Genomic DNA, 17763 nt, shown 5'->3' on the forward strand with positions numbered 1-17763 from the left:
TTCACCCCCCCGTGAACGGTGGAAGAAAGGCCAGCTCATCACCGGCCTGCAATGGCTCATCGGCACCGACCAACTCCTGGTTCACCGCAATGCTGATGCCCTCCAGCGGACCAAGATCCAACTGATTCCAGACCTCACGAGCCGTCGAGACACCTGGTGTGAAGGGAAGGGAACGCTCGGCCCAACCGGCGCGTTCTCGCAGGGAAGCGAACAGCAGCACCTTCAGCACCACGTCTATGGCAGCTGGAGCGGTTCTAGCGTCCGAGGGCTCCGCCGCTGTGCCATGGGCCTCTCCATCGCCCTGCTCACCATCTCCGACACACGCGCCCTGGCGGACGACAGCAGCGGAGATCAGCTGCAGCGCAGCCTTGAAGACGCGGGGCATCGCCTTCAGGAGCGACAACTCTGCCCGGATGATCGCTATCAAATCCGCCGTGAACTGAGCCGCTGGATCGCCGATCCTGCGCTTGATGTGGTGATCACCAGCGGCGGCACCGGGCTCACCGGCCGCGATGGCACCCCCGAAGCGGTGGCACCGCTGCTGGACAAAACCATCGAAGGATTCGGTGAACTGTTCCGTGTGCTCTCCTTCGAGAGCATCGGTACCAGCACCCTGCAAAGCCGCTGCCTTGCCGGCGTGGCAAACGGCACGTTTGTGTTTGTGCTGCCAGGATCCCTGGATGCGGTGACCACGGCATGGAACCGGCTCATCCGGGCTCAGCTCGATGCCGACACCCGACCGTGCAACCTGGCCCAGCTCCGGACTCGCTTGAAGGAATAGAGCGGTATCGAGCGGAGCTGTTCAGAACGGAATCGGCATCGTGACCGCTGCCGGCGTGGGCATGCAGGCTTCAACCTGCTGATCAATCACCTCACCCACCACAACGATCGAGGGTGACTTGAAGGCTTCGGCTCGGCATTGATCGGCAACGTCTACCAGCGTGGCTTTGAGGCAGCGTTGCCCTGCCACCGTGCCCTGCTGGATCACCGCCACGGGGGTTGTCGCTGCCAAACCACCCGCCATCAGCTCCTCTGCGATCCGGGGCAGGTTGTGCAGCCCCATGTAGATCACCAATCCGTCACTGGCCGTAGCCAGACCACGCCAATCCACGGAAGGACGGCGCTTGTCGATTTCCTCGTGACCGGTGACGAAGGTCACCGATGACCCCGCCCGCCGGTGGGTGACGGGAATTCCGGCGTAGGCAGGGGCAGCAATGCCAGCAGTGACACCAGGCACCACCTGAACAGGAATGTTCCGCTCCGCCAGGTAAGCGGCTTCTTCCCCTCCACGACCAAACAGGAAGGGATCACCCCCCTTCAAGCGCACCACAGTGCTGTGCTTCTGGGCCATTTCCACGAGCACGGCATTGGTGCTGGGTTGGGGCACCGAATGATGTCCGCGACGCTTGCCGACAAAACGGCGTTCGCAGGTTGCCGGCACAAGATCCAGCACTTCCTCGGGCACCAGCGAGTCGTACACCAGGGCATCGCACTGGCTCAGCAGCCGATGCGCCTTCAGCGTGAGCAACTCAGGATCGCCGGGACCGGCTCCCACCAGATAAACGGTTCCGGTTTGTTCAGAGGTGGTCACGGCAGAGAAACAAGCAGATCGATCAGGGCCTGACGGGTGGGGGAATGCTCCAGCAGAGGAGGTAATCCACCAGCTTCGCTCAACGCATCCGTCATACGGTTTGGAGCGAGGGTTAATGGAAGTGGCCTGGCCCTGGGGTGGCGCTGCTGGAACTCGGGCCAGGCATCAAAGGGAACCAAGGGCAAAGCCAGGCGAGACGCCAGCATCGCGAGGAAGCGATCCGCCACACCCGGGCGCAAAGGGTGGTGCACCAGCACGGCATCAGCGCGCTCAGACGACGGAAGTGCTGAGAGCACAGCGTTCCACCACGTGGTCCAAGAGCCCAGAAAGGGCAGCAGACGCACACTGGCTCCGACCCCACGAAGCCTGTTGCGAATCGCCGGCACATCCGTGCGGGCGTGCGCCCCAGGCAGCAGCAGCAACGGAACGATCCAAGAGGATTGGGGAAGCGCCGATACGGGTTGTTCAGCCGTCAGCACCTCCAACTGCACGGGCGCCGAACGCCGCTGAGCCAGAAGGTCTGGCAGAGAGGCCAGACACTCAGGAACAACACCGCCACTGCGGCCATGCACCACCAGATGCAACCCTTGCCGCCCCCCATCGGAAGCGTCATTCCGTAGCAATGGCCACGGATTGATGACCATGCCGGCTGATGTCATCGGGTTGTTGTGAACGTTGGATGAGTCATGGCGCCCCGCCGTCGTTTTGATCGTGCCCCATTGGACAGCCGCTCCTACCGGGAGCCGCTGGACGGACGGATTGAGCGGTACGCCTTCCGAGACGACCGGTATGACCGGGACGAAGTCCGAGACGAGAGGTACAGCAGGGGATACGACCCCAGGGAGGCTCGTTACGACCGGCATGACCGGTACGACCGAAGCTCCGACCGCCCCGCTGGACCCTCCGAACTCGACCAAGACTTCGCTGCGATGAAGCGGGTTTGGCAGATGCTCCGGGCCGGAGCGATGCGCATGGTTGGCGAAATCGGACGCCAATACTGAGGCGGGAACAAGTTGCCTTTTACGGCCTCGCGGGAACCGTCAGATGTAGCCGGTTTTACAAATCCGAGAGGACAAAGCCCCTGGCATGGATCAACGCCAAAAGTGTTCCCTTTGTTACGGACCAGGGTTGCCGTCGCAGTGTTTATTCAGTTAACCCAACGCTCCCCTTCGTTTTGAAGCGTTGCCGGTCTTCGGGCCATCTCGATTGATTCGCGCCTCGTCTTTGAGCAATCAATCCGCCCACTCGTTAATCGACTTATGACCATTAGCTCTCCCTCCAGGCCTTATCTGGATGGCAAGAAGCTCAACAAGATCGAGCAGAACAAGGCGGCCAAAGATGGCCTGTTGGTCGGCAGCGAAATCGAAAAATTTGCCGAGCTCGGCTGGGAGCAGGTGGATGAAACCGACCTTCAATTGCGTTTGAAGTGGTATGGCATGTTCTGGCGTCCGAAAACGCCAGGCAAATTCATGCTGCGCCTGCGGGTGCCCAATGGTGTGCTGACGGCCGATCAACTGCGGGTGGTTGGCTCCATCGTTGAGCGCTACGGCGAAAACGGCAGCTGCGACATCACCACCCGTCAGAACCTGCAACTGCGCGGAGTGCTGCTGGGCGACCTGCCGGAAATTCTCAAGCGTCTGAAGGAAGCCGGCCTCAGCACGATCCAATCCGGCTTCGACAACCCCCGCAACGTCACCGGCAACCCCATCGCCGGCATTGATCCCAACGAGATCGTCGACACGCGGCCTTACACCACCGAGCTGCAGAACTTCCTGACCAACAACTGTCAGGGCAACCCGGAGTATTCCAATCTGCCCCGCAAGTGGAACACCGCCGTTGCCGGTGCAAAAGACAACTTCCTGCTCCACAACGACATCGTTTTCCACCCCGTGGAACGGGATGGGGTGGTGGGATTTGGCGTCTGGATCGGCGGTGTTCTGTCATCGCAGATGAACGCCTATGCCGTTCCCCTGAACGCCTGGGTGAAGCCAGAGGAAATCTGCAAGATGACCGACGCCGTGATCCGGCTCTGGCGCGACAACGGTGAGCGCGACAAGCGCCCCAAGGGTCGTTTCCGTCTCTACCTGGATCAGATCGGGCATGACGTGTTCCGCAGCCAGGTGGAAGAACTCTTCGGTCCGTTGACCCCAGACCCGGGCTCTGTTTTCAACACCACGCCCCGCTCCCACTACGGCTTCCATCCCCAGAAACAGGAAGGGCTCTCCTACGCCGGACTGCACGTTCCGGTGGGTCGCCTGACCGCACAGGATCTGCAGGATCTGGCAACCGCCAGCCTCAACTACGGCAGCGGCGAGGTGCGTCTCACCGAAGATCAGAACGTCATCCTCGTTGGCCTTCCCAACGACAAACTCGACGCCCTGAAGGCAGACGCCCTGGTGCAACGCTTCCCGCTGAAGCCCGGTCACATCTCCGCAGGAACGGTGTCCTGCACCGGCAACACCTACTGCGGCTTCGCGCTCACCAACACCAAAGACCAAGCCCTGGAAGCAGCCAAGGAACTCGACCAAGAGCTCAATCTTCCTGAAGAGCTGAAGATCCACTGGACCGGCTGCCCCAACACCTGCGGCCAGGCCTACATGGGTGCTATCGGTCTCACCGGCACCAAGGCCAAAAACAGTGAAGGCGTGATGGGAGAGGGCTACACGATGACCATCGGTGGTTCCCAAGGCGCCAACCCGAGCATCGGCGAAATCCACCGCAAGGCGATCCCGGCCGATGAGATCAAGACCGCTCTCAAAGAGGTGTTGATCGACAAGTTCGGGGCCACCCCCAAGGCCTGATCGCTGCGGTCGCCGTGACGCTTCCTTTTGAAGTCACGGCTCCCCGCATCGACCACTCCCCCTCACCGTCATGGCCAACCGCAACGACGTGTTCTCTCGTTTCGTCAACTGGCTCAGCGCCAGTGGTCGCGACGGAGCCGCCATCAACCGTCAGGGCGGCAGCCCTGATGTGTTCTCCCGCCTGATGAACCGCATCAGCGGCTGACATCAAAACCTTCGTCCAACTCTCACTCTCATCTGATGGACTACGTCCTACCCAATGAGCTTGTCGACGGCATGATTGCCGCCGGCGGCAAAAAATCAACGGTCAGCGTGAAGAACCTGCTGATCCGTGGCTTTTACTCCGGGGCCATCCTTGGCCTGGCAGTGATCCTGGCCCTCACCGTGGGCATCACCGTCAAAGCCCCCTTCGTGGGCTCGCTGCTGTTCCCCTTCGGCTTCGCCAGCATCGTGCTGTTCGGCATGGAGCTGGTGACCGGCAACTTCGCCCTGCTGCCGATGGCCACCTGGGCCGGCAAGAGCACCTGGGGTGCCACGTTCCGCAACTGGGTCTGGGTGTGGATCGGCAACTGGATCGGCACCGCCGTTGTGGCCGTGATCATGGCCATCAGCCTCACCAGCGGCACCATGGATGGAGCTGCAGACAACGTCGGCCCGCCGATCTGGGATGCCGTAGCCCAGAAGATCATGGCCCTCAATCAAATCAACGTTGAGAAGAAGTACGAGGCCCTGGGAAGCATGGGCTTCTTCCTCGCCTTCCTGCGCGGACTGGTGGCCAACTGGTTGGTTTGCCTGGGCGTGACCATGGCTCTGGTGAGCAAGAGCGTTCCTGGCAAGATCCTGGCCTGCTGGCTTCCGATCACCGCCTTCCAATCGATGGGCATGGAGCACATCGTGGTGAACCAGTTCCTCCACACCGCTGGCCCGATCCTCGGTTCAGGTGTCCCCTTCACCAAGGTGATCTTCTGGAACTTCCTGCCTGTCACCCTCGGCAACATCGTGGGCGGCATGGTGTTCATCGGCATGCTCTTCTACAGCACCCATCGCACTCCGATGGAGAACGTGCTGCCCACCGAGCACGATGAAAAGCTGGAGCGTGAGCTCGCTGCTGAACTGGGTGCCCGCTGATCCATCCATGAACGACGAAGCCGTTCTCTGGGAACGGCTCGCACGATCACGACGTGCTCCTTTGGAGCCCGCTTGGCTGGGGGAGGTTTACTCCCCCAGCCTTTCTGTTGATCTGCGGCGAGCCCTCTGCGAAAAACTAGGGATGCAGGCCGAGCGCGGCTGGCCCGTGATCCAAGACCTCCTCGCCAGCCACGGGGTTCTGCCCGATTTGGTGATGGCGGCAGGGCTCTGCCACCAGAGCGAAGCCCGCGATTGGTTGTTGGCTCAACTCGAGCAAACCTCAGACGATGAAGCCGCCAACCTGATGGTGGTTCAGGCTCTCGCCTGTTGGGGCGCCGAAGTACCCGAATCAGTGGTGGTGAATTGCCTGCATCACCCGGGCCAACTGCACCGACTTGCCGGCCTGCAACTGCTCAGCTTCCGGTCCCACTGCCTCGACGACGGTGAACTGCTGCAGTTCTGCCAAGAGGTTTTGAATGATTTCCGCGACCCAGTGGTTGTGGCCACCATTCGGGTTCTGCAACGCCGCGATGGCGTGGTGATCAGCGACAAGCTGGCAGAGCTGTGTAGAAACGGTTCCCTGCCTGTTGCCGAGGCCGCCTTCCGCGCGCTCGGTTGCATCGCCACACCTTCCAGTCAACGCTGCCTGCTGGAGTTAAGCCAGGAGCTGAATGACGACGTTCGGCGAAAAATGGCCAGCACCCAACTGAGCCAACAATTCCGCCAATAAAAAAGCCCCGCGATTGCGGGGCTTGATGTCTTCAATCAAGACACTTGAATGTTCACCACTTTTTGTAAGGCAGGAACTTGCCGCACATGGTGATTTTGACGCGATCACCTTTGGGATCTTCAACTTTGTCGACATCAAGCGTGAAGTCGATCGCGCTCATGATGCCGTCACCAAAATGCTCCTGGATCACATCCTTCAGGGGCATGCCATAGACCTGCATGATCTCGTAGAAGCGATAGATCAGAGGGTCGGTGGGGATCACCGGATCGAGGCTGCCCTTGGTGGGGAACTCCTGCAACGCCGCAGTGATGGCCGCATCAAGGGAGAGCAGCTCAGCCAGCTTTTCAGCCTCTTCCTTGGAGGCCGTGGCTTGTCCATAGAACAAGGAAGCAATCCAGACCTCATCAAGGCCAAGGGCTGCTTCCAGATCAGCAAAACTCATGCCCTTGGCTTTCTTGGCAGCCATCAAGGTGGCGGTAACAGTCATGATTGAACGAAAATTTGTTATGGCCGCTTCAAAAACAGCGTTCCAAGTTGGAACGTCTCAGCAGCAAGATAACTGTTGCGCAGAAGCCAATTCAATAATGCAACATCAACTACAAAACAACAGCCTGCTTTTGAAGCAACAAGCACAGCCAAAAGCCCGCAATGGATGTGAAATCACGTTGAAAGCATGAATTAGATGAGCCAATTTTTCCAATCCATGGCAACCATGCTGCAGGCGCAATTCCTTCCAACGACAACAACCCCCCAACTGATGCTGGAACGGCTTTACTACGCCGAAGGACGCCACCACCCGGAGCATCCACGCCATGGCAGCTTCGAGGGACTATCTCGACTGATCAGCCCCTGAGATTTCGTAGCAATCGCTACCTCTGCGGGGTCAGTCGCTCCTGAAGACTGACATCAGCTTGAGGCCGGACCTTTGACGAGCGCAGTTCTCTCCGGCCGCGACCGCTTCAAGCAGCACCTGCGCAAGGTGGGAAGCGGTGAACACACCAGCAAAGGCATGAGTCGCGAGGAAGCGGCTGATGCCATGGAGCTGATGCTGCAGGGCGAAGCAACGCCCGCTCAGATCGGCGCCTTCCTGATTGCCCATCGCATCCGACGGCCCGAACCTCAGGAACTCACGGGGATGCTCGACACCTACCGAGCCCATGGCCCGGTGCTGCAATCCACGGCTGGCAGTCGAGCACCGTTGTGTTTCGGCATGCCCTACGACGGGCGCACGCGCACAGCGCCGATTTACCCGCTCACCGCGTTGGTGCTGCTGGCCTGTGGTCAGCCGGTGGTTCTCCAGGGCGGAGACCGAATGCCGATCAAATACGGCGTCACCGCCGTTGATTTGTTCCGCCTCCTCAATCTCGACCTCAAGGGCCTGCCGATCAGCGCCGTTGCAGACGGTTTCCAGCAGAACGGTTTCGCGCTGATTCACCAGCCGGATCACTTCCCGATCGCGGAAACCCTGATCGGCTACCGCGAGGAACTGGGCAAGCGTCCCCCGGTTGCCAGCCTGGAACTGCTCTGGACACCCCACCAAGGCGACCACCTCCTGGTGAGTGGCTTTGTCCACCCACCAACAGAAGCCCGCGCCTGGGAAGCCCTCAAGCAAGCCGGCGAAACCGATGTTCTCACCGTGAAGGGGTTGGAAGGAGGCACCGACCTGCCCATCGGACGCGCCTGCATCACGGCCCGGGTGCGGAACGGCAAGGCCGAACGATTGATCCTGCACCCCCGTGACCATGGCTGTCACGACGCCGACGTGGAGTGGGCTGACGACACCACCTGGGCCGATCAAGCACGCAACGCCCTGCAGAACAAAGGCCCTCTCTACGACGCCCTGCGCTGGAACGCCGGCGCCTATCTGTGGTTCGCCGGCTGCAGTGATTCCCTGGAACAGGGCATTCAACGGGCAGCATCCGTTCTGCAGACGGGTCAGGCCCAATCCATGCTCGATCAACTCTGCACTTGGCGGAGCAGCTTGACCATCCGATAGCGCTCGAACGGAACGCCTCCGATCAGGATCGTTTCCGGCGCCTCCACCACCCAGCCCCATCGCTCCAGCAACGGTCGGCTGAACTGGCTGGCCTCCGTCCGCAGGTGCCGAACGCCGGACGCCAGCGCATCCGCCTCAATCCTGTTCAAGAGGGCACTGCCATGCCCCCGCCTCGAGGCACAACCACGGCAGTAGAGCAGCGACAGGCGGTCTTCGGGATGGCGGATCGCAAAGGCCGAACCATCGGTGGTGAGCCATCCCGAGCCCTCCCGAAAGCTCGTATCGAGCACGCCGGGCAACCAGGCCAGAGCCGCCCAGGCCCTGACTTGTTCCTCTGAGTAAAGGAGGGGAGCTTGCGATTCGATCGCATCGGCATAGATCTCCCGCAACAGCGGTTGATCCTCCGCAGCGATCGGACGCAAAGCCATGGCAACCGCCTGTGGGAATGTGAGTCTCTCCTGCGTGGCAGCAAGCTTGCAGCGTCCTCGGATTCCCACACTGCTCAGCGCGTTTCTCACGCTGCTCAACGACCGCCTCAGCGAAAGCATTGTTTTTCCGCTGTTGCCCTTTCTCCTGGCCCAGTTCGCCCCAGACGGACGCACCCTGGGGCTGTTGGCGGGAAGCTATGCCCTGGCGCAGTTCCTGGTCACTCCCTTGATCGGAGCGCTCAGTGATCGCTACGGCCGCCGCCCCGTGATCAGCATCTGCGTCGCAGGATCCGTGGTGGGGCTCGGCCTGTTTGCGGTGACGGTTTCACTGCCTTGGCCCAGCCAAAGCCTGCTGCCCCTGATGTTGCTGTTCGCAGCACGAATCATTGACGGCATCAGTGGCGGTACAGCGGCAACAGCCAGCGCCGTGCTCGCCGACATCACGCCTCCCGACAAGCGAGCCCGTGCCTTCGGCTTGATCGGCGTGGCCTTTGGCTTGGGGTTCATCCTTGGCCCCTTCGTTGGCGGGCAACTGGCTCGGGTGGCGGTGTCCCTTCCCGTTTGGGTGGCCACAGGCTTCGCTGCACTCAACCTCTTGGTGGTGCTCAATCTGCTGCCGGAAACCCATCCCCAGGAGTCCCGCAAAAACCTGCCTAGAAAACGCGACCTCAATCCGTTTGCGCGGCTGAGCCAGGTGCTGATGAACCCCAGCGTGGGGCGACTCTGCGGAGCTTTTTTCCTCTTCTTCCTGGCCTTCAACGGCTTCACCGCCATCCTGGTGCTCTATTTCAAGCAGCGCTTCGGCTGGGGCCCTGAGCTCGCCACCACCGCCTTCCTTGTGGTGGGGGTGGTCGCCACCGTGGTCCAAGGAGGGCTGATCGGGCCCCTGGTGAAACGCTTTGGTGAATGGCGTCTGACCTTGCTGGGCCTGGGCCTGGTGATCATTGGATGTCTGCTGATCCCCAGCGTCGGTGCATCCGATCGGGCGGGCGCCATCTTCACTGCCGTCGGCATCCTGGCCCTGGGCACCGGATTGGTCACACCAAGCCTGCGCAGCCTGGTGTCACGGCGCCTGGGTCGGGAAGGGCAAGGCAGTGCCCTCGGCAGCCTGCAGGCCCTGCAGAGTTTGGGCAGTTTCCTCGGCCCTCCCCTGGCGGGATTCAGCTACGACCTGCTGGGTCCAGTGAGCCCGTTTGCAGCTGCGGCAACCGTGCTGGTGATCGTGATCGGCCTGGTGGCCGGCAGCCCTCTGCCGGACATCTCCGACACACAACCAAGCCAGTCCTGATTGCTACGTTTCGGCTAACGACACCAGCGCCGAGCCGTTCAGCCCATGTGCGCAGCAGCCTTAGCCCCGGAGCACTACATCAACCGGGAGCTGAGCTGGATCGCCTTCAACGAAAGGGTGCTGGCCCAGGCCCTGGATCCGCGCACACCTCTGCTCGATCAAGCCAAGTTCAGCGCCATCTTCAGCAACAACCTCGACGAATTCTTCATGGTTCGCGTGGCGTCACTGAAGTCTCAGGTGGAGGCGGGCGTCAGCAAGCCAAGTGAGGATGGCAAATCGCCGTTGGAGCAGCTGCTGGCGATCCGGGAACGGCTGATTCCCCTGCTGCGAGAGCAACAAGTGCATTACCGCCAGCACCTGAGGCCGAAGCTGCTGGAACACAAGGTTGAGCTGCTCGATTACAAACAGCTGAACGACGACCAACGCCAATGGGTTGACGACACCTTCCAGACCTCGGTGTTTCCGGTGCTCACACCTCTGGCTGTGGACCCCGCCCATCCGTTCCCCTTCGTCAGCAACCTGAGCCTCAACGTTGCGGCCGTGGTTGTTGATCCGGAAACAGGACAACGGCAATTTGCCCGGGTGAAAGTTCCCCAGAAAAATCTGCCTCGCTTCATCGCCATCCCCTCGCACCTGAGCTGCCAGGAGCACAAACCCGTTCACACCGCCATCGCCCTCGAGCAGGTGATCGCCTTCAACCTGAGGGAGCTGTTCCCTGGCATGACGATCGAGGGGCACTACTTCTTCCGCGTGACGCGGGATGCGGATCTGGAACTGAGGGATCTGGAAGCCGATGACCTGATGCTGGCCCTGGAACAAGGATTGCGAAAGCGACGTATGGGCGGTGAGGTGGTGCGCCTCGAGGTGCCCAACGAAATGCCTCAGGACGTGGTGGAGATGCTGATGACAGGACTCAGCGTTGAAGAGGAAGACCTCTATGTGATTGATGGTCCCCTGGGCCTGGACGACCTGCTCAGCCTCACCGCCCTACCGCTGCCGAAACTCAAGAGCCAAAGCCACGGAGGCCAGACACCGACGGTGCTAGCCCGCAGTCAGCAACACCTGCTGGACGAGGGAGCAATCAAGCCGGATGAGTTCAGATCGATCTTCTCGGTAATTCGCCGTCAGGACATCCTTCTGCACCATCCCTATGACCTCTTCTCGACAACCGTCGAAGAGTTCATCAACCAGGCAGCAGACGATCCCCAGGTGATGGGCATCAAGATGACGCTCTACCGCACCTCCAAAGACTCGCCGATCATCGCTGCACTGATCCGTGCCGCCGAAAACGGCAAGCAGGTGATGGCACTGGTGGAATTGAAAGCACGGTTTGACGAAGACAACAACATCCAATGGGCCCGGCACCTGGAGCAATCCGGAGTGCATGTGGTCTACGGGGTGCTGGGGCTGAAAACCCACACCAAGATTGTTCTGGTGGTGCGCAAGGAGAAGGACAAGCTGCAGAGCTATGTGCACATCGGCACGGGCAACTACAACTCCAAAACCTCCAAGCTCTACACCGACCTAGGCCTGCTCACCGCCAATCAGGAACTGGGTCAAGACCTGGTGGAACTGTTCAATTACCTCACCGGTTTTTCCAAGCAGCAAAGTTTTCGTCGCCTGCTCGTAGCCCCCGTCACCCTGCGGAAAGGCATGGAGCTGTTAATCCGCCGCGAAATTGAACATGCTCAGCAAGGCCGAGAGGCCGTGATCCGAGCCAAGATGAATTCCCTGGTGGACCCAACGATCATTGCGCTTCTTTATGAAGCCTCCCAAGCCGGAGTAACGATCGAATTGATCATTCGTGGCATGTGCAGCCTCTATCCCGATTGTGAAGGACTGAGTGAAAACATTCGTGTGATCAGCATCATCGGCCCGTTCCTGGAACACTCGAGAATCTTTTCCTTCGCCAACGGCGGCTCACCGGAGGTGTACATCGGCAGTGCCGACTGGATGAGCCGCAACCTCGACCGCCGCATTGAAGCAGTCACACCGATCGAAGACCCCGAGCATCGCCAGAAACTGGAACGCCTGCTGCAGCTGTACTTGAATGACAACCAGGCCGCCTGGGACATGCAGAGCGACGGCACATTTGTGCAGCGCAAACCCGAAAATGACACCTCGGAACGCAATTCCCAGATTCAATTGATCAAGGAATGGAGCAACGGCATCCAATCCATGTGATTCTTTTGGTTTTCAAAGGGATTGCGTCTGTGACATCCGATACAACATTCCTTCAAAACAAACTTGAAGCCTGCACGATCACAGCCAGATCAGTTGTTTTGAAAGCCCAAAGATTCAGCTCCTGAAATTCTTTCGATTCGAAACAGTCAACACTGTTGCCTGGTGCTAAGTTCAGCCCAAATTCATTCAGGAGACCAGGGTGATGGGGATCCCTCTGGAATCTTCCGGCACGACAAAACAGTCGTCCCGGAAGGAACCTGGGTTGCCGTCCACCGGACGTCGACCATCAACTCGACAAGGAGGGCGGCTTGCCACCGACTCCATCGGTTTTTATCTGAGCAGCATCGGACGTATCCCCTTGCTGACGGCAGCTGAAGAAATCGAACTTGCACACCATGTGCAAGCGATGAAGCAACTTCAGGAGCTACCGGAAGAGGAACTGACCTCCCGGCATCGCCACAAAATCCGCATGGGCAAACGGGCCCGCGACAGGATGATGGCCGCCAACCTCCGCCTCGTGGTGAGCGTGGCGAAGAAATATCAGAACCAGGGCCTGGAGCTGCTCGATCTGGTTCAGGAAGGTGCCATCGGCCTGGAGCGAGCGGTCGATAAGTTCGACCCCGCCATGGGCTACAAATTTTCCACCTATGCCTACTGGTGGATTCGCCAAGGCATGACGCGGGCTATCGACAACAGCGCCCGGACCATTCGCCTGCCGATCCACATCAGCGAAAAGCTCTCCAAGATGCGACGCATCTCCCGGGAGCTGTCCCACCGCTTCGGTCGTCAACCGAATCGGCTGGAATTGGCAAGTGCCATGGGCATCGAGCCCCGGGAACTGGAGGATCTGATCTCCCAGAGCGCACCTTGTGCATCTCTGGATGCCCATGCCCGTGGCGAGGAAGATCGCAGCACCCTGGGTGAACTGATCCCCGATCCCAACGTTGAAGAACCGATGGAGGGGATGGATCGCAGCATCCAGAAGGAACATCTGGGTGGCTGGCTCTCGCAGTTGAACGAACGCGAGCAGAAGATTCTGAAATTGCGGTTCGGTCTTGGTGGTGAAGAGCCTCTGACCCTTGCGGAGATCGGTCGTCAGATCAATGTGTCCCGTGAGCGCGTCCGTCAGCTGGAGGCCAAAGCGATTCTCAAACTGCGCGCCATGACCAACCACCAACAAGCCGCCTAAGCCACTTGCTTTCCATCACCGGACCCATCGCCATCCTGACCTGGATGGCGATGGTGATAGCAGGCGCGGTGTTGTGCCGTCGGCTTCGGCCGAACCAACGGGAACTGAGCCGAAAAATTGTGCACATCGGAACCGGAGCCGTGGTTCCTTTGGCCTGGTTCTTTGGAATTCCCTTCGTCGTCGCCCTGCCTGTTGCGGCGGTGATCACGGTTGTGACGACGATCAATCACCAATGGCGCTTCATCCCCGCCGTTGAGGATGTTGATCGCAACAGCTACGGCACCATCGCCTACGGCATCGCAATCACAACGCTGCTTCTGCTGTTCTGGCCAACCCGAGCCGATGCGGTGTCCGCCGGGGTTCTCGTGATGGCCCTGGGGGATGGCCTTGCAGGGTTGATCGGCCGCAACGTCGCGTCCCCGAAGTGGGTTCTTTTTGGTCAGACCAAATCAAGCGTCGGCACAATGACCATGGCCGTTGTCTCAGGCCTGGTGCTGATCGGCCTGGCGCGATGGTCGGGGGCGGACCTGTCCATGCCAACAGCTCTTGGCATTGTGGCCATGGCAACCGGTTTGGAGCAGCTCAGCTGGAGCGGTCTCGACAACCTCAGCGTTCCCCTCAGCGTGGGGGTGCTTTGGAGTCAACTAGTGGTTTGAACCAAGGCGTTGATGCTCAGGCGGTAACCGTCTGTTTGCGACTGGCCACGGCCGCGGCCAGATCCTCCAACAGGGTTTCGGTGGTCTCGAGGCTGATGCAGGCATCCGTGACGCTCTGGCCATAGGTCAGCTGCGTCAGGTCGGCGTTGAGCTTCTGGTTGCCCTCCACCAGATGGCTCTCGATCATCACGCCCATCACGTGATTGGAGCCCCCCCGCAACTGCTCGGCAACGCTGGCCAGCACCTCCGCCTGTCGGCGGAAGTCTTTGTTGCTGTTGGCATGGCTGCAATCCACCATCAGACGATCCTGCAGACCGGCTTTGCTCAACTCGGCTGCGGACTCCTGCACAGCCTCCAAGTGGTAATTGCTGCCCTGGCTGCCGCCGCGCAGCACGAGGTGGCCGTAGGGATTGCCCGTGGTGCTGACGATCGAGGCATGACCATCGCGATTGATGCCGAGGAAGTGATGCGGCTTGGCTGCCGCCTGCATGGCATTGATCGCGATGGTGGCGCTGCCGTTGGTGCTGTTCTTGTAGCCGATCGGCATCGACAGCCCTGAGGCCATTTCGCGGTGGGTCTGACTTTCCGTCGTCCTGGCGCCGATCGCGGTCCAGCTGATCAAATCAGCGATGTATTGCGGAACCACCGGATCGAGCAGTTCCGTTGCAGCAGGCATCCCCTCCCGGGCGAGATCCAACAGCAGTCCCCGGGCCCGCCGCAGGCCGGTGTTGATGTCGTAGGAGTCGTCGAGATGGGGGTCATTGATCAGTCCCTTCCAACCAACCGTGGTGCGCGGCTTCTCGAAATAAACCCGCATCACCACCTCGAGCTGATCCTTCAGGCGCTCGCGGATCGGAGCCAGGCGCTGGGCATACTCCCGGGCAGCCTTGACATCATGAACAGAGCAGGGGCCCACCACCACCAGCAGACGCTGATCACGGCCACTGAGGATCTCTTGAATGCGCCGGCGGGCTGACGCCACGGTCTCGAGCGCCGCCGCGACCATGGGCAGCTCCTGATGCAACACAGCAGGGGCCACCAGGGGACGTGTCTCCACCACATGCAAATCGGAGGTGGTGGCCATGACTGGACGCGAGACTCCGACCAAGGCTACGCACCCCGCTCACTGGCAACAGACACGGTCCGGAAGAATGGTGGTCATCCCTGAACAGAGATCTCCATGCTGAGCGCTTACCGCGAGCTGGCCGCCGCCCGGGAAGCCCAGGGCGTTCCCGCTCTTCCACTCAACGCCGAGCAGACCCAGGGACTGACCGAATTGCTGCAGAACCCTCCCGCCGGCGAGGAGGAGTTCCTGCTGCACCTGCTCAGCGAGCGGATCCCCCCGGGTGTGGATGAAGCGGCTTACGTAAAGGCCACCTGGCTCAGTGCCGTGGCTCAGGGGGACGCCAAGAGCCCCCTGGTGTCACCACTGGAGGCCACCCGGCTGCTGGGAACGATGGTGGGGGGATACAACGTCGCCGCCCTGATCGAGCTGCTGAAGCACTCCGACGCTGCGCTGGCTGGCTGTGCTGCTGAGGGACTCAGCCGAACGCTGCTCGTCTACGACGCCTTCAACGAAGTGATGGATCTGGCAGCGGACAACCGCTTCGCCAAGCAAGTTGTGGACAGCTGGGCCGCAGCCGAGTGGTTCACCGCCAAGCCCGAACTGGCCGAGAGCATCACCGTGACGGTGTTCAAGGTTGAAGGCGAAACCAACACGGACGATCTGTCACCGGCCACCCACGCCACCACCCGGCCGGACATCCCCGTCCATGCCCTGGCGATGCTCGAGACCCGCGATCCGGAGGGCCTGAAGACCATCGCGAGCCTGAAAGAGAAAGGCCATCCCGTGGCTTACGTCGGTGATGTGGTGGGAACCGGCAGCTCCCGCAAGAGCGCCATCAATTCGGTGCTCTGGCACACCGGCAATGACATCCCCCATGTACCCAACAAACGGGCGGGCGGCGTGATCCTCGGCGGCAAGATCGCCCCGATCTTCTTCAACACCGCTGAAGACTCCGGTGCCCTGCCGATCGAATGCGATGTCACCGACCTGAACACCGGTGATGTAATCACCATTCGCCCCCACGCCGGCACGATCGAACGGGACGGCAAGGTGGTGAGTCGGTTCGAGCTGAAGCCCACCACGATCAGCGACGAGGTGCGGGCCGGCGGTCGCATCCCCCTGATGATCGGCCGCGCCCTCACCGACAAGGTGCGCGCCAAGCTTGGCCTCACCCCTTCGGATCTGTTCATCCGCCCCTCAGCCCCGGCAGACACCGGCAAGGGCTTCACCTTGGCGCAGAAGATGGTGGGCAAGGCCTGCGGTCTTGCAGGCGTCCGACCCGGCACCAGCTGCGAACCGCTGATGACCACCGTCGGCTCTCAGGACACCACCGGCCCGATGACGCGGGACGAAATGAAGGAACTGGCCTGCCTGGGCTTCTCCTCTGACCTGGTGATGCAGAGCTTCTGCCACACCGCCGCTTATCCGAAGCCGGTGGATCTGCAGACCCAGAACGAACTGCCCGACTTCTTCGCCCAGCGCGGTGGCGTGGCCCTTCGACCCGGTGACGGCATCATCCACAGCTGGCTGAACCGGATGCTTCTGCCCGACACCGTCGGCACCGGCGGCGACAGCCACACCCGCTTCCCCCTCGGCATTTCCTTCCCAGGCGGCTCTGGGGTGGTGGCCTTTGCAGCCGCCATCGGCGCCATGCCACTGGACATGCCTGAATCGGTGCTGGTGCGCTTCAGCGGGTCCCTGCAACCGGGCGTCACGCTCCGGGACGTGGTGAACGCCATCCCCTGGGTGGCCATTCAGCGGGGACTGCTCACCGTTGAAAAGGCCAACAAGAAGAACCTGTTCAACGGCCGGATCATGGAGATCGAAGGTCTGCCCGACCTGAAGCTGGAACAGGCCTTCGAACTCACCGATGCCAGCGCCGAACGCTCCTGCGCCGGCTGCACGATCAAGCTCTCCGAAGACACGGTGAGCGAATACCTGCGCAGCAACGTGGCGCTGCTGAAGAACATGATTGCCCGCGGCTACAGCGACGCCCGCACCCTGGCCCGCCGGATCAAGGAGATGGAGGCCTGGCTGGCGAATCCCCAGCTGATGAGTGCTGACGCAGATGCGGAGTACGCGGAAGTGCTGGAGATCAACCTCGACGAGCTCACCGAACCGGTGGTGGCCTGCCCCAACGATCCCGACAACGTGAAGCTGCTCAGCGAGGTGGCTGGTGACCCAGTGCAGGAGGTGTTCATCGGCTCCTGCATGACCAACATCGGCCACTACCGCGCCGCGGCAAAGGTGCTGGAAGGCGCCGGCCAGAACACGGCGCGCCTGTGGGTCTGTCCGCCAACGCGGATGGACGAAGAGACCCTCAAAGAGGAGGGCTACTACGCCACCTTCGAGGCCGCCGGGTCCCGCATGGAGATGCCGGGTTGCTCCCTCTGCATGGGCAACCAGGCCCGCGTGGAGGACAACACCACTGTGTTTTCCACCAGCACCCGCAACTTCAACAACCGCCTGGGCAAGGGTGCTCAGGTGTACCTGGGCAGCGCCGAACTGGCCGCCGTCTGCGCCCAGCTGGGACGCATTCCCACCCCGGAGGAATACCGCAGCATTGCGGCCGAGAAGATCGATCCCCTCTCCGACGAGCTCTACCGCTACCTGAACTTCGATCAGATCAGCGGCTTTGAAGACCAGGGGCGCGTGGTCAGTGCTGACGACGAAGCAACCGTTCTGGCTCAGGCCTGATTCCGGATC

Annotated in this window: 20 protein-coding genes; 14 read left to right on the top strand and 6 right to left on the bottom strand. The window is 61.0% G+C overall.

Annotated elements, in window-relative coordinates:
• Position 1: 1 nt before the first annotated feature.
• Positions 2-232: a MoaD/ThiS family protein gene (locus SynA1544_RS14315; RefSeq protein WP_255477653.1), complete on the bottom strand. Its 231-nt coding sequence runs from the start codon at positions 230-232 to the stop codon at positions 2-4.
• A 51-nt stretch (positions 233-283) separates the two neighbouring features.
• Between SynA1544_RS14315 and moaB the strand changes: the two genes are divergently transcribed.
• Entirely contained in the window at positions 284-781 is a 498-nt protein-coding gene (moaB, locus tag SynA1544_RS14320) for a molybdenum cofactor biosynthesis protein B (RefSeq protein ID WP_186514329.1), read from the top strand.
• Between the two features lie 21 nt (positions 782-802).
• On the opposite strand, the gene cobA is transcribed toward moaB, so the two are convergent.
• Positions 803-1591 carry a uroporphyrinogen-III C-methyltransferase gene (gene cobA, locus SynA1544_RS14325; RefSeq protein WP_186514330.1) on the bottom strand — a complete coding sequence of 263 codons (789 nt, stop codon included), beginning with the start codon at positions 1589-1591 and terminating at the stop codon, positions 803-805.
• A complete protein-coding gene (locus SynA1544_RS14330; RefSeq protein ID WP_255477654.1) occupies positions 1588-2235 on the bottom strand; it encodes a DNA mismatch repair protein MutS in 648 nt (215 codons plus the stop codon). The genes cobA and SynA1544_RS14330 overlap by 4 nt, the downstream gene beginning before the upstream one ends.
• Before the next feature lie 42 nt (positions 2236-2277).
• Between SynA1544_RS14330 and SynA1544_RS14335 the strand changes: the two genes are divergently transcribed.
• The 5 genes from SynA1544_RS14335 (at position 2278) to SynA1544_RS14355 (ending at position 6250) form a co-directional block, all read left to right on the top strand.
• Entirely contained in the window at positions 2278-2592 is a 315-nt protein-coding gene (locus SynA1544_RS14335) for a hypothetical protein (protein ID WP_186515617.1), read from the top strand.
• Between the two features lie 258 nt (positions 2593-2850).
• Entirely contained in the window at positions 2851-4392 is a 1542-nt protein-coding gene (locus tag SynA1544_RS14340) for a ferredoxin--nitrite reductase (RefSeq protein ID WP_186514332.1), read from the top strand.
• 70 nt (positions 4393-4462) lie between these two features.
• Entirely contained in the window at positions 4463-4597 is a 135-nt protein-coding gene (locus tag SynA1544_RS14345; RefSeq protein WP_186514333.1) for a ferredoxin--nitrite reductase, read from the top strand.
• A 35-nt stretch (positions 4598-4632) separates the two neighbouring features.
• Positions 4633-5520, top strand: a complete 888-nt coding sequence (locus SynA1544_RS14350; protein WP_115081352.1) for a formate/nitrite transporter family protein — start codon at positions 4633-4635, stop codon at positions 5518-5520.
• Between the two features lie 7 nt (positions 5521-5527).
• Positions 5528-6250 (top strand): HEAT repeat domain-containing protein, encoded by a 723-nt coding sequence (locus tag SynA1544_RS14355; RefSeq protein ID WP_186515608.1) that lies wholly within the window; start codon positions 5528-5530, stop codon positions 6248-6250.
• 52 nt (positions 6251-6302) lie between these two features.
• Here the strand turns inward: SynA1544_RS14355 and cynS are convergent, their stop codons facing one another.
• Entirely contained in the window at positions 6303-6716 is a 414-nt protein-coding gene (gene cynS / locus SynA1544_RS14360) for a cyanase (protein WP_255477655.1), read from the bottom strand.
• On the opposite strand from cynS, the gene SynA1544_RS14365 reads away from it, so the two are divergent.
• The 3 genes from SynA1544_RS14365 (at position 6706) to SynA1544_RS14375 (ending at position 8246) form a co-directional block, all read left to right on the top strand.
• Entirely contained in the window at positions 6706-6927 is a 222-nt protein-coding gene (locus SynA1544_RS14365; protein WP_186514335.1) for a hypothetical protein, read from the top strand. The genes cynS and SynA1544_RS14365 overlap by 11 nt on opposite strands.
• 26 nt (positions 6928-6953) lie before the next feature.
• Complete coding sequence (locus SynA1544_RS14370) at positions 6954-7103, top strand: cyanate hydratase (protein ID WP_255477656.1); 150 nt, start codon at positions 6954-6956, stop codon at positions 7101-7103.
• 72 nt (positions 7104-7175) lie between these two features.
• Entirely contained in the window at positions 7176-8246 is a 1071-nt protein-coding gene (locus SynA1544_RS14375) for an anthranilate phosphoribosyltransferase family protein (protein WP_186514337.1), read from the top strand.
• Here the strand turns inward: SynA1544_RS14375 and SynA1544_RS14380 are convergent.
• Positions 8207-8674, bottom strand: coding sequence for a GNAT family N-acetyltransferase (locus tag SynA1544_RS14380; RefSeq protein ID WP_186514338.1), 468 nt, complete (start codon positions 8672-8674; stop codon positions 8207-8209). The two genes, SynA1544_RS14375 and SynA1544_RS14380, sit on opposite strands and share 40 nt — an antisense overlap.
• Between SynA1544_RS14380 and SynA1544_RS14385 the strand changes: the two genes are divergently transcribed.
• The 4 genes from SynA1544_RS14385 to SynA1544_RS14400 all read left to right on the top strand — a co-directional run bounded on the left by SynA1544_RS14385 (position 8673) and on the right by SynA1544_RS14400 (position 13991).
• The gene (locus tag SynA1544_RS14385) at positions 8673-9962 is read left to right on the top strand and encodes an MFS transporter (protein ID WP_186514339.1); all 1290 of its coding nucleotides are present in this window, start codon (positions 8673-8675) and stop codon (positions 9960-9962) included. The genes SynA1544_RS14380 and SynA1544_RS14385 overlap by 2 nt on opposite strands.
• A gap of 45 nt (positions 9963-10007) precedes the next feature.
• The gene (ppk1, locus tag SynA1544_RS14390) at positions 10008-12146 is read left to right on the top strand and encodes a polyphosphate kinase 1 (protein WP_186514340.1); all 2139 of its coding nucleotides are present in this window, start codon (positions 10008-10010) and stop codon (positions 12144-12146) included.
• Positions 12147-12348: 202 nt separating this feature from the next.
• Positions 12349-13335, top strand: a complete 987-nt coding sequence (locus tag SynA1544_RS14395) for an RpoD/SigA family RNA polymerase sigma factor (RefSeq protein ID WP_186514341.1) — start codon at positions 12349-12351, stop codon at positions 13333-13335.
• Between the two features lie 5 nt (positions 13336-13340).
• Positions 13341-13991 carry a diacylglycerol/polyprenol kinase family protein gene (locus SynA1544_RS14400; RefSeq protein ID WP_255477657.1) on the top strand — a complete coding sequence of 217 codons (651 nt, stop codon included), beginning with the start codon at positions 13341-13343 and terminating at the stop codon, positions 13989-13991.
• A gap of 16 nt (positions 13992-14007) precedes the next feature.
• Here SynA1544_RS14400 and SynA1544_RS14405 read toward each other — a convergent pair whose 3' ends face one another.
• Complete coding sequence (locus SynA1544_RS14405) at positions 14008-15075, bottom strand: 3-deoxy-7-phosphoheptulonate synthase (protein ID WP_186514342.1); 1068 nt, start codon at positions 15073-15075, stop codon at positions 14008-14010.
• Positions 15076-15171: 96 nt separating this feature from the next.
• On the opposite strand from SynA1544_RS14405, the gene acnB reads away from it, so the two are divergent.
• A complete protein-coding gene (gene acnB / locus SynA1544_RS14410) occupies positions 15172-17754 on the top strand; it encodes a bifunctional aconitate hydratase 2/2-methylisocitrate dehydratase (protein ID WP_186514343.1) in 2583 nt (860 codons plus the stop codon).
• Positions 17755-17763: the final 9 nt, after the last annotated feature.

This window comes from Synechococcus sp. A15-44 (genome assembly GCF_014280115.1).
Lineage (GTDB): Bacteria > Cyanobacteriota > Cyanobacteriia > PCC-6307 > Cyanobiaceae > Parasynechococcus.

Bases quoted from the DNA above. Each gene is read 5' to 3' on its own strand.
- moaB (WP_186514329.1), top strand. From the start codon at position 284: ATGGGCCTCTCCATCGCCCTGCTCACCATCTCCGACACACGCGCCCTG.
- SynA1544_RS14330 (WP_255477654.1), bottom strand. From the start codon at position 2,235: ATGGTCATCAATCCGTGGCCATTGCTACGGAATGACGCTTCCGATGGG.
- SynA1544_RS14335 (WP_186515617.1), top strand. From the start codon at position 2,278: ATGGCGCCCCGCCGTCGTTTTGATCGTGCCCCATTGGACAGCCGCTCC.
- SynA1544_RS14340 (WP_186514332.1), top strand. From the start codon at position 2,851: ATGACCATTAGCTCTCCCTCCAGGCCTTATCTGGATGGCAAGAAGCTC.
- SynA1544_RS14345 (WP_186514333.1), top strand. From the start codon at position 4,463: ATGGCCAACCGCAACGACGTGTTCTCTCGTTTCGTCAACTGGCTCAGC.
- SynA1544_RS14350 (WP_115081352.1), top strand. From the start codon at position 4,633: ATGGACTACGTCCTACCCAATGAGCTTGTCGACGGCATGATTGCCGCC.
- SynA1544_RS14355 (WP_186515608.1), top strand. From the start codon at position 5,528: ATGAACGACGAAGCCGTTCTCTGGGAACGGCTCGCACGATCACGACGT.
- cynS (WP_255477655.1), bottom strand. From the start codon at position 6,716: ATGGCTGCCAAGAAAGCCAAGGGCATGAGTTTTGCTGATCTGGAAGCA.
- SynA1544_RS14370 (WP_255477656.1), top strand. From the start codon at position 6,954: ATGGCAACCATGCTGCAGGCGCAATTCCTTCCAACGACAACAACCCCC.
- SynA1544_RS14385 (WP_186514339.1), top strand. From the start codon at position 8,673: ATGGCAACCGCCTGTGGGAATGTGAGTCTCTCCTGCGTGGCAGCAAGC.
- SynA1544_RS14380 (WP_186514338.1), bottom strand. From the start codon at position 8,674: ATGGCTTTGCGTCCGATCGCTGCGGAGGATCAACCGCTGTTGCGGGAG.
- ppk1 (WP_186514340.1), top strand. From the start codon at position 10,008: ATGTGCGCAGCAGCCTTAGCCCCGGAGCACTACATCAACCGGGAGCTG.
- SynA1544_RS14395 (WP_186514341.1), top strand. From the start codon at position 12,349: ATGGGGATCCCTCTGGAATCTTCCGGCACGACAAAACAGTCGTCCCGG.
- SynA1544_RS14405 (WP_186514342.1), bottom strand. From the start codon at position 15,075: ATGGCCACCACCTCCGATTTGCATGTGGTGGAGACACGTCCCCTGGTG.
- acnB (WP_186514343.1), top strand. From the start codon at position 15,172: ATGCTGAGCGCTTACCGCGAGCTGGCCGCCGCCCGGGAAGCCCAGGGC.